Origin of the sequence: Pseudomonas sp. SAS7 (assembly GCF_052112345.1) — a bacterium.
Lineage (GTDB): Bacteria > Pseudomonadota > Gammaproteobacteria > Pseudomonadales > Pseudomonadaceae > Aquipseudomonas > Aquipseudomonas putida_Q.
In genome coordinates this window covers 97767-112055 of record NZ_JBEGGO010000008.1, presented here as the reverse complement: position 1 = coordinate 112055, position 14289 = coordinate 97767, and the positions used below count along the sequence as shown (strand labels likewise).

At 61.1% G+C, this 14289-nt stretch carries 13 protein-coding genes; 9 read left to right on the top strand and 4 right to left on the bottom strand.

Going from position 1 to position 14289, the window contains the following annotated elements; genetic code table 11:
• Positions 1-184 precede the first annotated feature (184 nt).
• Positions 185-538 carry a hypothetical protein gene (locus ABI582_RS14655; protein ID WP_049274347.1) on the top strand — a complete coding sequence of 118 codons (354 nt, stop codon included), beginning with the start codon at positions 185-187 and terminating at the stop codon, positions 536-538.
• Positions 539-700: 162 nt separating this feature from the next.
• On the opposite strand, the gene ABI582_RS14650 is transcribed toward ABI582_RS14655, so the two are convergent.
• A complete protein-coding gene (locus tag ABI582_RS14650; RefSeq protein ID WP_442119533.1) occupies positions 701-1606 on the bottom strand; it encodes a LysR family transcriptional regulator in 906 nt (301 codons plus the stop codon).
• 123 nt (positions 1607-1729) lie between these two features.
• On the opposite strand from ABI582_RS14650, the gene lysA reads away from it, so the two are divergent.
• The 8 genes from lysA (at position 1730) to ABI582_RS14610 (ending at position 12367) form a co-directional block, all read left to right on the top strand.
• Positions 1730-2962: a diaminopimelate decarboxylase gene (lysA, locus tag ABI582_RS14645; protein WP_442119532.1), complete on the top strand. Its 1233-nt coding sequence runs from the start codon at positions 1730-1732 to the stop codon at positions 2960-2962.
• Positions 2963-3209: 247 nt separating this feature from the next.
• A complete protein-coding gene (locus tag ABI582_RS14640; protein WP_338746582.1) occupies positions 3210-3710 on the top strand; it encodes a sigma-70 family RNA polymerase sigma factor in 501 nt (166 codons plus the stop codon).
• A gap of 5 nt (positions 3711-3715) precedes the next feature.
• Positions 3716-4651 carry a FecR domain-containing protein gene (locus tag ABI582_RS14635; RefSeq protein ID WP_442119531.1) on the top strand — a complete coding sequence of 312 codons (936 nt, stop codon included), beginning with the start codon at positions 3716-3718 and terminating at the stop codon, positions 4649-4651.
• A 113-nt stretch (positions 4652-4764) separates the two neighbouring features.
• Positions 4765-7251, top strand: a complete 2487-nt coding sequence (locus ABI582_RS14630) for a TonB-dependent siderophore receptor (protein WP_442119530.1) — start codon at positions 4765-4767, stop codon at positions 7249-7251.
• Between the two features lie 295 nt (positions 7252-7546).
• Positions 7547-10219 carry a T6SS effector BTH_I2691 family protein gene (locus ABI582_RS14625; protein WP_442119622.1) on the top strand — a complete coding sequence of 891 codons (2673 nt, stop codon included), beginning with the start codon at positions 7547-7549 and terminating at the stop codon, positions 10217-10219.
• The gene (locus ABI582_RS14620; protein WP_442119529.1) at positions 10219-11337 is read left to right on the top strand and encodes a DUF6708 domain-containing protein; all 1119 of its coding nucleotides are present in this window, start codon (positions 10219-10221) and stop codon (positions 11335-11337) included. Before ABI582_RS14625 ends, ABI582_RS14620 begins: the two co-directional genes overlap by 1 nt.
• Positions 11338-11408: 71 nt before the next feature.
• Positions 11409-11921, top strand: coding sequence for an HIT family protein (locus tag ABI582_RS14615; protein ID WP_442119528.1), 513 nt, complete (start codon positions 11409-11411; stop codon positions 11919-11921).
• Between the two features lie 17 nt (positions 11922-11938).
• The gene (locus ABI582_RS14610; RefSeq protein WP_442119527.1) at positions 11939-12367 is read left to right on the top strand and encodes an NUDIX hydrolase; all 429 of its coding nucleotides are present in this window, start codon (positions 11939-11941) and stop codon (positions 12365-12367) included.
• Here the strand turns inward: ABI582_RS14610 and ABI582_RS14605 are convergent.
• The 3 genes from ABI582_RS14605 to ABI582_RS14595 form a co-directional block, all read right to left on the bottom strand.
• Entirely contained in the window at positions 12364-13290 is a 927-nt protein-coding gene (locus ABI582_RS14605; RefSeq protein WP_442119526.1) for a LysR family transcriptional regulator, read from the bottom strand. The genes ABI582_RS14610 and ABI582_RS14605 overlap by 4 nt on opposite strands.
• A 126-nt stretch (positions 13291-13416) precedes the next feature.
• Positions 13417-13689 (bottom strand): DUF3077 domain-containing protein, encoded by a 273-nt coding sequence (locus tag ABI582_RS14600; RefSeq protein WP_442119525.1) that lies wholly within the window; start codon positions 13687-13689, stop codon positions 13417-13419.
• A gap of 4 nt (positions 13690-13693) precedes the next feature.
• Entirely contained in the window at positions 13694-13951 is a 258-nt protein-coding gene (locus ABI582_RS14595) for a hypothetical protein (protein ID WP_258909450.1), read from the bottom strand.
• Positions 13952-14289: the final 338 nt, after the last annotated feature.

Here is a 14289-nt window from a genome sequence, read left to right as displayed (position 1 = left end):
GACGGTAAAACCAGGCGTTGAACGTGCGCGGGCACGCCCAGGGCTCGCCGAAGCTTAACGACTGATCGGTCATCAACGCTTGCAGCGCTGCGACAATTTCGGTCAAGGGGCGGTAACTTTACGTTTATGCCTGTACGCAAGACTGTCAGAATTCCCTTCCGTTTCCTTTGATCCGAGCCTGCTCATGCAAATCAACACCGCCTTGCTGTTCGCCACCCCTTGCGATGACGAGGAAGACAACATGGCGACCCTGTGCTGCCACAGCGACAAGGGACAGATGTTCCTGCTTACCCGCTACCCCGACGAAGACACCGTCGACCTGACCCTGGATGACGAGCCGTCGACGCTGGATGGGCTGAAGGTGACGCTGAGTGCCAAGCGCCTGCTGATCGAAGTGGCGGCCGGCGACCAGGATGCGCTGAAGGGGGACGAGGTGCTGGAGATCAACCTCACCAGCGACCTGAGCGACCTGGACGAAGTGAAGCAAACCCTGGAAAACATCCTGACCGGGACCGGGACCTTCGTCTGCGAACTTTAACCAAGCTGAAAGGTTGCACGATCTCTGTGGGAGCAACTGCCTTGCTCAACTTCCAAAAGCTCGCGCGATCCCTGTGGGAGCGGGCTCGCCCGCGAACACGGGCGAAGCCCGTGCCATCCACGGCGGGTGGCTTCTTCGCGGGTGAACCCGCTCCCACAATGATCATGCCAGCGCTTGTTGCATTGCTTTAGCCTGCACCCGCAGCGCCTCGCAAAACGGCTCCACCGCGGCCGATGCCGGCCGGTGGTCGGGGCGTATCAGCATGACCTGATAGGGCACCGACACCCGCAACCTGCGGATCGGCAACCCGCCCTGGGCCGCCTCCAGGCCGCTCAGCGGGTTGATGATCGCCACCCCAAGGCCTTGCCTGACCATGGCGCACACCGAGGCGGCACTGGTGGTCTCGATCACCGTGCGGCGGTTCACCCCCGCCGCGCGAAAATGCTGGTCCAGGCGCTGGCGGTAGGTGTCCAGGCTGGCCAGGTTGATGAAATCGACCTCATGAAAGTCGCTCAGCTCCAGCTCGGCCTTGGCCTGCAACGGGTGATGCTGGGGCAACACGCAGACCATATTGGCGCTGAACAGCAGTTCACCATAAGCGCCGCGTGGTATCTGCTCGATTTCGGTCAGGCCAAGGTCATGCTGCTGGGCGACCAGTGACTCCTCCAGCAACGGCGACTCCTGCGCCACGATGCTCACACTCACACCGCGGTGCTGCTGATGGAAGCGCTGGCAGGCCTTGGGCAGCAAGGTCTGGGAGAACAGCGGCAGGCAGGTGATGGCCAGCCGCCCCTGCTCGAAATTGCGGATGGCCTGGGCAAAGCGATCAATGCGCTCGAGCCCGACGTAGGCGCGCTCGACCTCTTCGATCAACAGCAGCGCCTGGGCCGTCGCCACCAGGCGCCCTCCCTCGCGCTCGAACAGGTTCAGGCCAGTCACCTGCTCCAGCCGCGCCAGCTCGCGGCTAACGGTTGGCTGCGAGGTGAACAGCAGGCGCGCCGCACCGGTGACACTGCCAGCGGCCATGATGGCGCGGAACACTTCGATGTGGCGGACGGACAGTTTCACGGCAACACCCGGTGAGTCGACAATGGATATATCAGATATGAATGACTGGCAGAAAAATAGCTATTTTTCTGAATTCCCGCTTTGATTCATCCTCGTGGCCTTCCTTATACGAGTAGCGCCACTATGACCGCACCCTTCACCCTTCTGGCCAAGGCGGTTCGCCAGCACGGATCGCCGCTGTGGGCGTACGACGCCAGCACCATCGCCGCGCGTGTCGAGCAGTTGAACGTATTCGACACCGTACGCTTCGCCCAGAAAGCCAACCCCAACCTGCATGTGCTGCGCCTGATGCGCGCCCACGGCCTGGTGCTGGATGCCGTGTCGCTGGGTGAAATGGAGCGGGCCTTCGCTGCGGGTGCAAGCGTGGACGGTGACCCTGCCGGCGTGGTGCTGACCTGCGACGCGCTGGACCGGCCAACCCTGGAGCGGGTGGTGGCAGAAAAGATCGAAGTCAACGCCGGCTCCATCGACATGCTGCGCCAACTGGGTGAACGCTCGCCCGGCCACCGCGTGTGGGTCCGCATCAACCCGGGCTTCGGCCATGGCCACAGCCGCAAGACCAACACCGGCGGCGAAAACAGCAAGCACGGCATCTGGCACGAAGAGCTGGACGAGGCCCTCGCGTGCATCAAGGCCCATGGCCTGCACTTGGTAGGCGTGCACATGCACATTGGTTCCGGGGTGGACTACCAGCACCTGGAACAGGTGGCTCGCTCGATGATCGAGCTGATCGGCCGCCTGGGCGTGGACATCGAGGCGTTCTCCATCGGTGGCGGGCTGTCCACCCCTTACCGCAGCACCGACAAGCCGGTCGACCTGCAGCGCTACGCCCAGACATGGGCGGTGGCGCGCAAGGAAATCGAAGCAATGCTGGGCCACCCCGTGCGCATGGAAATCGAGCCAGGGCGCTTCCTGGTGGCGGAGTCTGGCTACCTCGTGGCTGAAGTGCGGGCCGTCAAGCAAGTGGGCCGCAACACCTTCGTCATGATCGACGCCGGCTTCAACGACCTGATGCGCCCGGCGATGTACGGCGCCTACCACGGCATGACCCTGCTCGACGCCAACGGCCAACCGGTGGACCGCCCACGGCAGCCGACTGTTGTGGCCGGGCCATTGTGCGAATCGGGTGACGTGTTCACCCAGGACGACCAGGAACTGACCCCGCAGGACCTGCCCCAGGCTCAGGTGGGCGACCTGCTGGTGATCCATGACGCCGGCGCCTATGGTGCATCAATGTCGTCGAACTACAACAGCCGGCCGTTGCTGCCGGAGTTCCTGATCGAAGACGGGACGCTGCGGATGATTCGCCGGCGGCAGACGGTGCAGGACCTGCTGAGCCTGGAGGCCGGGTTCTAACCACTGCGCTCCAGCGTGCACGCAACCCCTTGTAGGAGCGGCCTTGTGTCGCGATAGGGCCGCAAAGCGGCCCCGGCGATTCTGCGGTGATACGCAGATCTTGGGGGCGCTTCGCACCCCGTTCGCGACACAAGGCCGCTCCTACAGGGGCCGCGTATGGAGTGACTCGATTGCAAGGCCTCTTGCAATCGAGTCACCAGCCCATAACAATGCGATCAATTCCCATTAATATTGCGGTCTTGACGCCATGTCGACGCTCGATCCCCAGGCCCTGCACCAGCTGTACAGCGAAAACAACAGCTGGCTGAAGGGCTGGCTGCGCGCCCGCCTGGGCAACGCCGCCGACGCTTCCGACCTGGCGCATGACACGTTCTTGCGGGTAATGACCGCACGTAACCCGTTGCCGATCCGCGAGCCGCGCAGCTACCTCAGCGCTATCGCCCGCGCGCTGCTGATCGACAAAGCCCGCCGCCGCGCCATCGAAAAAGCCTACCTGCAAGCGCTGGCCCTGCGCCCGGAGCCGGTAGAGGTATCGCCGGAGGTGCGCTTGTCCATCATAGAAATGCTGGTGGCCGTGGACAGCCTGCTCGACGAACTCGGCGCCAAGACCCGCGCCATCTTCCTTGCCGTTCAACTCGAAGGCCTGACCTACGGCGCTGCGGCCGAGCGCTTCGGCGTGTCGGTTACCACGGTAAAGAACCACCTGATCAAGGCGATGACCCGCTGCCTGCTGGCAGTCGAAGGCTGAGGGCGATGGATCTCAAGACACTCGAAGCCGCTGCCACCTGGTATGTGCAGCTCAACGATGGCGCCAGCAACGAGGCCCGCACCTACGCCTGGCGGCAGTGGCTGCAGGCCAGCCCGCAACACGCTGCCGCCTGGGCGCGGGTAGAAAAACTGCAGCAGCAATGGGCCCTGGTGCCGCCACAGGCGGCGCTGTCCAGCCTGGGCGCGGCACAAGCACAGCGGCGCGATGTACTGAAGGTGCTGAGCCTGTTGCTGGCCATGGGCGGCGGTGGCTGGCTGGCAGCCGAGCAGGTGCCCTATCGCGCCTTGCTGGCCCAGCAACGCACCCATGGCGGCGAACGGCGCGCCATGCAACTGGAGGATGGCTCGCAGCTTGAGCTGAACGTGAATACCGCGCTGGATGTGCGCTACGACGGCAAAGTACGGGCGATCCAGCTGTACCAAGGGGAAATCCTGGTGCGCCCGATCAGTGGCCTTGAGCAGCGCCCGTTCATCGTGCACACCGAAGACGGCAGCGTGCTCAACCGTAGTACCGAGTTCAGCATCCGCAAACTTGCCCGGCAGACGCGCGTGGGCGTGCTGCAGGGCTCTGTCGAAGTACGCCCGCAGCACTACCCTGATCGGGTGCTGCAACTGCAGGCCAGCCAGCAAGTGAATTTTGACCGCGACGACTTTGCCACCGCACATGCCCTGCCCGTCGACTCGACGGCCTGGCTGCAGGGCATGCTGAGTGTGAACGACTGGCAGCTGGGCGACTTTGTCGAAGAACTGGGGCGTTACCGGCAAGGGGTGCTGCGCTGCGCCTCCTCGATCCGGTCCATGAGCATTTCCGGTGCATTCCGCATCGACGATACCGATATTGCACTGGCCAACCTGCCCAAAACCCTGCCCGTGAAGGTGCGCTATATCAGCCGTTACTGGGTGAGCGTGGAACCCGCCTGAATAACGGCCCCAAAAATAATTTCACCCACACCTTGCTGATTTCGATTCTCGCCCGTCCCTGACACAAGCCGCGACGACAGCGACTTTCTGCCATGACACGGAAGGATCACGCAATGCCCCATCTGCACCCCACCCCTGCAACCAAGCTGAGCCAGGCCGTGCGCCTGGTGCTGTTCGGCATGTCCCTGGCCAGCGCGCCGGGGCTGCTGCTGATGCCTGCCCAGGCCATGGCCCAAAGCCAGACCGCCTACCACGTCCCTGCCGGCCCGTTGGGCAATGCCATCACCCAGTTTGGCGTGCAGGCGGGCGTGACCATTTCGTTCGACACCGCACAAACGCGCAATCTGAGCAGCGCAGGCCTGGAAGGCAGCTACAGCGTCGATGAAGGGCTGATCCGCCTGCTGGCCAACAGTGGCTTGCAGGCGCAGCGCCAGGGCAATGGCGGCTATGTGCTGATGCCTGCAGACAACGGCTCGGCGATGGAACTGGGGCCGATGAACATCGACGCCAACCGGCTGGACGCAACCAGCGAGGGCACCCAGTCGTACACCGCCCACGCAGTGACCATCGGCAAGGGCGTGCACACGCTGAAGGAAACCCCGCAGTCGGTCACCGTGATGACCCGCAAGATGCTCGACGACCAGAACCTCAACACGCTGGAACAGGTGCTGGACAAGACCCCGGGCATCACCGTGTACGACTCGCCCATGGGCGGCAAGTATTTCTATTCCCGTGGTTTCAACCTGGACGGCCAGTACCAGTACGACGGCGTGCCGCTGGACGTGGGCGGCAACTACGTGCAGGCCAACAGCTTTTCCAGCGACATGGCGTTCTACGACCGCGTCGAAATCCTCAAGGGCGCGGCCGGCATGATGAAGGGCTCCGGCTCTTCTGCCGGCGGCGTCAACTTCGTGCGCAAGCGTGGCCAGGAACAAGCCGCCACCACCGTCACCCTGTCTGCCGGTAGCTGGGACAACTACCGCGGTCAGGTGGATGTAGGCGGCCCGTTAAACGAGTCAGGAACCGTGCGGGGGCGCGCCGTGGCGTCGCTGCAGGACCGCCAGTACTTCTATGACACAGCCAAGCGCCAGGACCAGATACTGTACGGCGCCATCGACTGGGACGTCACCGCCTACACCACCCTTGGCTTTGGCCTGGCCTACGAGGATGTCGATGCCACACCGTGCTATTCCGGCCTGCCACGCTACGCCGATGGCAGTGACCTGAAGCTGTCGCGCTCCACCTGCCTGGGGGCCAGCTGGAACGACCTGCAAAGCCAGCGTGTTACCGGTTTCGCCGACCTCGAGCACCGCTTCAACGATGACTGGACGCTGAACTTCGCCTCGATCTACACCCACAACAACCAGGACATCGAATACGCCTACTCCGAAGGCACGGTACCGGTCGGCGCCAGCACCGCCAGCATGAACGTGCGCGCCGGTCGTTTCGACTACGACCAGGACGACTACGGCTTCGATAGCTATGTCGACGGCAAGTTCGAGGCGTTCGGCCTGCAGCACGAACTGATCATCGGCGCCAACGCCAGCCGGCAGAAAACCCATGATTACTTCGCGCTGATGCTGCTGAACGCCAAGCAGGACCCGTTCAATCCGACCGCGAACTTCCCACACCCGTCCAAGGGCGATTACCTGGTTAACCCGACCCGCGGCGGCAGCGTGCCAACTGACTCCACCACCACCCAGTACGGCACCTACGCCAACCTGCGCCTGAAGCTGGCAGAGCCACTGACCCTGGTGCTGGGCGCGCGGGTCAGCTGGTACCGCAACAAGAGCGACTCCTATACCCAGCTCTACGATTACTGGGTACATAACCGCAGTGAAGAAAACGGCCAGGTCACGCCGTTCGCCGCCGTGCTGTACGACCTGAACGACCAGTGGACCGCCTACGCCAGCTACGCCGACATCTTCCAGCCGCAGAGCGACAAGGTGAATGCCGAGCGGCAGGCGTTACAGCCCAAGACCGGTGCCAACTACGAGATCGGCATCAAGGGCGAGCTGCTTGACGGCGCGTTGAACACCTCGTTCAACCTGTTCCGCACCATCGAGAATCACCGCGCGGAAACCGACTACAACGAAGCCTGCCCGTCAGGCGACGGCTATTGCTACACCGACAGCGGCAAGGTGCGTGCCCAGGGTTTCGAGGCCGAGATCAGCGGCTCGCCGATCGAGCGCCTGCAACTGCTGGCAGGCTACACCTACACCCAGACCAAGTACCTGAACACCATCGAGGACACCGACCCCACCGAGCTGACCTTCACCTCCAGCTTCATCCCACGGCACATGCTCAAGGTGTGGGGTGACTACCAGCTGGGCGGTGCACTGGAGCGCTTCACCGTCGGCGCCGGCCTGAACAGCCAGAGCGAAAACTTCCGCACCACCGGCACTACCCGCGTCGAGCAGGCGGGCTACACCGTATGGAACGGCCGCGTGCAGTACCGCATCGACCCGAACTGGACGGTCGCGCTAAACGGCAACAACCTGTTCGACAAGAAGTACTACGCCACCATCGGTGCGCCGGCGTGGGGCAATTTCTATGGCGAGCCACGCAATTTCATGGTGACGTTGCAAGGGGCGTTCTGAAATGCACCAGGGCCGCTTTGCGGCCCTTTTGATTTGCCAGGTCGCCTACAAAAAATCTGTCAGGTTCGCTCTCCCACCGACTTTCCAAAGCGTGACGAGAAGCCTTTTTGTGGACGTGATAGCCGGTGAAAACACCTACCGACGTCAAGACCACCGCATTTTCAGAAATCTCCTACGCACGTATCGGAAGCGCAAAGCTCCAGCAAGAAGTGATTCCTCGCTAGGGTCCAGGTTCGGGTCAAATGCAGCGCGTTGCATGCATTTGATGATCACTCCTGCTCACTGGAGCACATCCTTGGATTCATTGAACGAAACCCTCGAACTGTGCCGGCGCATCACCACCGGTTACCGCCCCGCCCTGCGCAACAGCCCGGTCGCCAACTGTACCCGCCGCTTCGAACTGCTGCCCCTGCGCTACGCCGCCATCGGCGGCAACCCGGCACAACGCGCCCGCCTGCCCAAACTGCCGGGTTATCTCAGCCCCTTTCAGGACGTCGGCGAAATGACCCATTCCAGCTACGCCATCCGCCCGCTGCGCGAGGGTTTTTTCTACCTGCTGATCAAGCGCCACAGCGCACCGGCCTACGAGTGGCACAGCCAGTACCGCGTCGCGCCCAATGGCTCACTGCTGTACATCAGCGCCGACGCCCCCTGGGAACCCGCCCCCAGCGCCGGCAATCTGGATGAGATCATCCGCAGCTTCGGCTGGACCATCACCCTCTATGACCTGGATGACATCCAGGAGCTGCGCCCATTGTTCAGCCCTTCCCCGCTGACCCCGCGCATGCTCGACAACTATCGCCTGCTTGAAGACGAGTACCGCAGCAGCCTGCCCGCCATCGATATCGCCCGTTTCATCCAACCCTCCGACGCCCCACCACAGCCCCACGTGCTCAAGCATGACCAACTGAGTTGGGTTGCCGACTTCAAGGCCCAGGACGATACAGACCTGCAGGCGCTACTGGACCTGCAGCCGTTCAACAATGACCAGATCGTCTCGCCGCACGCCTCACGGCAAGCGCTGGCGCCGCTAATGAACCAGACCAAGCCCCGTGGCGCCGCCATCGTCATCGAAGACGCCATCGGCATTACCCAGGAGCTCAACGCCTGGCGCAATGCCGCTGTCGATGATGTGAAGACCAAGTGGCTGGAACGCACCGTGGAGCCTGGCGTGGACAACGAGCGCAAGCTGCTGGTCGGGCAGTCGTTCCTGGAGATCGAAAAGCTCTACCCGCAGATGATGGCCGAGCAGATCGTCAAGCGCGAAGTCATGGCCGAGAAAGTACGTAACCAGCCTCACCTGCATGCGGAGATCTACGCCTTTTCCGAACGGGCCAGGCAGCAAGCCGACGCCCATGACGAACGCATGAAGCCGCACATGGCGCAGTTCGAGCGCGATGTCCGCGCCAAAGTCCAGGCCCGTCAGGATGCTGGCGAGTTCAGCAAGAAGTTCGACCAGAAATACGGCCACCTGGTCGACCGTCAGGCCATGCACGATCAGCTCGAAGCCTTTGAGCAGGCCATGCAACACGCCCAGCAAGCGGCAGAAGACCGCGCCAAGGACCATGCCCGTTGGGTAGTCAGCGAACGGTTGCTGCAAGCGCTGGACCGCTACGACAACGCCGACCTCATCAACGGCCTGGCCTTTGCCGAGCAGACCGGCCAGTGCGTGATCGGCATGGAGTTGAGTGAATGGGGGACGAAGGTGCTGGACCACTGGTGGCGCAGCGACGTGGCCGACCGGGCAAACCTGGCAATACGCGGCATCAGCTACAACCAGGACGACCTCCGAGAGGAGCTTGCGGCGCTGCTGGAAGCCGCCAAGGCTGAACCGCCCGCAGAATTCAACTTCACGCTGGCCGAAGGCCTTGCCAAACGCGCCCACGCCGCTGCGAATGTCTTCGGACGCATCAACACGCTGTATGAGGAACTGCAGAAGCGGAACAGCAGCGTCAGCATCGGCCTGTATGGATGGTACGTCGCGCTGGGTCGACAGGTGCTGAGAACCGGCGCACCGAGCAGCGCAGACCGAGCGTTGCACCACGGACTACGCCTGGCGTTGTTTGCTTCGGTACATGAAACGGCTGTTGACATACGCCTGAGTGAAGCTGCACGAAGCGGGCAGCCCATTAACCCACAACGCAGCGGCGGCCAGATTGCACGTTACCTAGATCAGGCCTGGGCCGAAGGGCTAATGCAGGCTGATAACAAGCAAAGCGACTTCTATAAAGTTCGTGCTGCCGGCCTGATATGCCTCATCGAAGGCATGCTGATGGCCTTCAAAGCCCGCGAGCTGCCTGACAGTGATGCACGTATCAAGACTGAACTCTTGGCTGCCGCAATGACCACGGCTGCGGCGGGCTTTGAAATTGGAGCCAGCTATGTGGACCAAGTGGTAACCCGATACGGGCCTAACAGTGTGACCGGGAAAGGGGCCGCCGCGACATTGGGGAGGTTGAAGCTATGGGGCGCTGGGCTGGCGGGCATCGGTGGTGGGATGCTGGCATGGTGGGACTTTACGGACTGGTTTCAGCATCTCCGAAGCGATCCAACTGCGAAGCAGGACAAGAAGAAATCGAGAATTTTGGGTACTGCATACGCGTTCAGAGGAGTGGCCACCATATCATTATCATTGGGAGAGCTTGGAACCGCCGTTGCCATAGCTAAGCCTTTATTCGACCGCCTTGCAAACTCCAGCACTAACAAAATAGTAAGATTGCTTACTCAATCAATGTCATCACTCGCAAACAAACTGGGCACGCAGGCAGCGAGACTACTACTCGCTCGTTTAGTGCTCGGCGCCTTCTGGATAGGGCTCACCCTGACGCTGATAATTTACATCTTTGAAGATGACGCTTTGGAAAAGTGGTGCAAGCGCAGCAGTTTCCGCGTGGGAAAAGGCTCGGCGCCTTACGGAGAGCATGAAGAACTAAAGGCGTTACATGCCGCATTCAGCGAGGTTCTGTAATGTATTTGATTGAATGGGGGCTCTGGCGGATGGCTACCGAGTCAGAGGCTGCAAGGAAAGTGCACGAAGCAGAGTTGACATCTGCTGAAAAGCGCGCCAACCAAGACTTCTACGAAGGAGATCTGGAGGAGGACATACACTTTCAAACTGTCAGCGATAACCCTCGTGCACGCGGACCTGTTTTCGCTTTTAACGAAACATTTATTGAAATGCGATGTGGAGGCTCAGAAGAAAAGCGCGGCCTCATAACAATTGCAACGTTAGGCGGCATCATACCCATCATAGGTGTTACGACAATTTCCACCTTTTATTTTCTCTGGGATGACGTAACAGATAGTGAGGCTCGCTCAGTTTTAATGATGGCACTCACATTCATGATGGCCCTAGTATCAGGTGCTATCCTATATGTTTACTCAAAATATGGAGTAAGCCTGACTCGACTAGAAATGCTGACTAGCCGTCACTTGCTCATTCGCTTCAATCGAGTAACCCAACAAGTTCACCTACACCGACCGAAATACTGCGGCGGCATCGTCACTTTCCCCTGGAAAACAACCGGAAGCACAGCCATCGACCCGGAAGATGACTCACTGAGCGTGGGCATGCGACTAGGGCTAGTCTGGCACCCCAGCCGCACCGGCCTCCCCCATATGGAAATGGCCCTACTCGGCAAACAAGGCCAAGGCGGCAGCGAACTGCGTGATGAGTGGGAGTTCATCCGCCGCTACATGGAAGAAGGCCCACACGCCGTCCCCCGCCCCCGCCTGAGCACACAGCTACCATCACCCATCCAGGCATTCAGCGCCCAGTTCGAGGGGCTTGGGCGTTTCTTCCGCAAAAGCAGCTGGTTGTTCAAAGTTATCCTGCTGTTCGTGTGGCCCGCTTTCGTCATCGTTGGCACCGGTCACTGGCTCAGCCTGCTGCTGTGCTGGCGACCGCGCTGGCCGAAAGTAATCCGCGAGGCCGGCTTGCCCGGCAAGCCCGTACCACCCGTGACCACCCTCAGCGACTACCCACGCGTAATTCAGGAGCGCTTGCTCGCCAATGCCGACCGCTGGCAACTCAAGCCTGGCAAGCGCCCGACGAAAAAAACGCGCAAGCGCAGCGCCCATCCATAAACGCTTCATGCCATCGCGACAGGTTACCAGCCCTGCTGTAACCTGCCCGCTTTGCCACAGGAAGGCGTGAAATGCAGGCGATGTTGGACATCCCCTCCCGCTTCATCATCCACGAAACCCGGCACTGGGTGCTGAACCACCGCATAAACAGCGCGCTGCCCGGTTACCTGATGCTCAGCGCACGGGCGCCGGTCAACTCACTGGCGGCCCTGCCCGTGGAGGCCCAGGCCGAGCTGGGCATTCTCATGGCGCGCACGCAGCAAATGATGGAAACGGAGCTGCAACCGGCGCGCTTGTACATGGGCCGGTATGGCCATGACGCGGGGTATGCCATCCACTTCCATTTCATCCCTGTTTACCCTTGGGTCGAAGCGCTGTTCTGGGCAGACGAACGATACCGCGCGCTGCAGGCATTCGGCTGGACCGATAGCGTGCAACCGCAAACCGACGGCGCCGAGTTGACGCTATACGTCTGGCGTGAGTTTTGTGAGCGGCCTGAACCACCGGCGATACAAGGGTACTCAGTGGACGAAGCCATCACCCTGTTGCGCAGCGCATTCTTGGGCGACTGCGCACCGCATTGACTGAAATGGAAACCTCCATGCGCCCCAACAAGGCTTGCCCCGTAGTCCTTTCATCCTCGCTGCCTGCGCAGATACTGCTGTTTCGCCACCCTCAGGCCGGCGTCCAGTTGGTTAAAGGCACCATCGAACAAGGCGAGGCGCCGGCCGCGGCTGCCTTACGTGAATTGAGCGAGGAATCAGGCATCACCAAAGCCACGGTCAAACAATACCTGGGCTGCTGGGATGCTAACCATCTTGGGCAAGTGTGGTCGTTTCACCTGTGCCAGGTGGAATGTGCCCTGCCCGAGCACTGGTCCCACCAGACACAGGATGACCATGGCCAACTGTTCACATTCTTCTGGGCAGCGTTCGACGATCTGCCCTATAACGATTGCCATCCAGTCTTTCAGCGAGCGTTGCTGCATTTGAGAAAAGCTCTGGAGCACTCGCACAGTAATCGCGGCTAAGGCCCGATCGCCACTTCACGCGCGCCGCTCATGTATTGCTGCAGGCGGCTGCGCAACCAGCGTTCGGCCGGGTCACTGTCGGTGGTGCTCAACCAGACCATGGCCAGCTCCAGCGCAGCCGTCTCGAACGGCAGCGTCTCGGCCTGCAGGTTGCCCCAACGCTCCATACCTTGCGCGGCATAGTCCGGGCAGCAGGCCAGCAGGTCGGTCCCGGCCAGAATCGCCGGCAACGAGCTGAACTGCGGCACCGACAACACCACCTTGCGTTCGCGACCGATCTCTTTCAACCAGTCATCAACCACACCCTGCGTATTGGCGGTGGGCGATACCTGAACGTGCGGGCGGGCGCAGAACTCATCCAGCGTCAGTGGCGTGGATGATTTGTCGGCCCGCACCACCCTGCCCTGCATCGTGCGCAGCACCTTGCGCTTGGCGTTGGCCGGCAGCCCCTTCGTCTGGCTGATGCCCACTGTTACATCGCCTGCAGCCAGCAGGTCCGGAATGCGCCAGTAATCGACATGCTGCACGACCACCACCACATTCGGCGCCTCCACCCGCAGCGCCCGCAGCAACGGCGGCAATAGCCCCGACTCGACATCATCGGACAAACCGATGCGGAAGGTCATCTTGCTGGTGAGCGGGTCAAAATCATGGGACAGGCTGAGGGCTATGGACATCGCATCCAGGGCCGGGGTGAGATACTTGATGACCTCTTCGGCCCTGGCCGTCGGTTCCATGCGGTTGCCCACGCGGATCAGCAACGGGTCGTTGAACATTGCCCGCAACCTGGCCAGCGCGGCGCTGACCGTGGGTTGGGCGACAAACAGCTTTTCTGCGGCACGGGTGAGGTTGCGCTCCTGCATCAGGGCTTCGAACACCACCATCAGGTTGATATCGGCTTTGCGCAGTTCGTTGCGGTTCATCGGGGCTCCCGGCCATGGCCATGACGTGCGGACTCAATTCCAGCATCGATATGGATTGCGGTCGAGTAAAAACCAGAAAACCCGATCGCAAAAAGGGCCGCAAAGCGGCCCCGCCAGGGCAGCCGTTCAGCGCAAGGTATTTTTGGTCAGTTCGACTTCGTTCATCAATGCCTTGGCCAACGCCGTGAGGTAATCGGCGGCGCCCAGGAATTTGTGGTCGTCCTCCATATCGCCTTCGCGCAGCAGATGCTTGATGTAGCTCAGCAGGATCGAAACTTGCTCGTAGGCGTCATCGACAGGAATGCCGGGCTGAACCCGCAGCAGATCCTTTGGCGGGTTGCCGACTTCGAGGAAGGTTTCTGCGCCGATGGTGACGATGACCGTGGGTTCGTCTGCCATGGTTTCACTCCTCTTCCTTTTGGCCGAACAGCCGTGCATGCGAATGTGTTACCAGCGAATGGGCAATTTCAGTTGCATGCAGGGCATTGCCCAGGCCGGCATCGCCAGCGTGACTGCGGCAATGTTCGTCGAGGGTTTCGATGACGCCGCGTAGCAGTTCGGTAACGTGCGCGAGGGCGAGGGGTGGGTAGATGTCGGATTTGGGGGTGAAGAAAGGGGTATTGATTGGGCGGCGGGGTGGATCGGGGACGAGCTTTTTCATGATCACGTTCCAATTCTCTAGAAAGGGAACTGTCACCAAAATCTTTCTCACGGATTCAAGGTGGCAGCCGTACGCGGGGTGAGAAACCGAGGAGAATTGGCAAAAACCCGGCCAGGCAAACGCCTGCCCACGTACGGCCACCATTAGGGTGTTACCAAATCTACCTGTCGGGTTCTCACGCCCGGTCGCCAGAGCGACGCGAAAACGTTATCCCTGAGGTACTTCCCCGACAACAGCGATAGTTCAGCAGCGCGCGTAGGATAATTCCTAAGCGGGATAATTCTGAAGCATTTGGTTTCATGTTCAGAAATGTCTTACAGAGTATGGCTTTGAGGTGC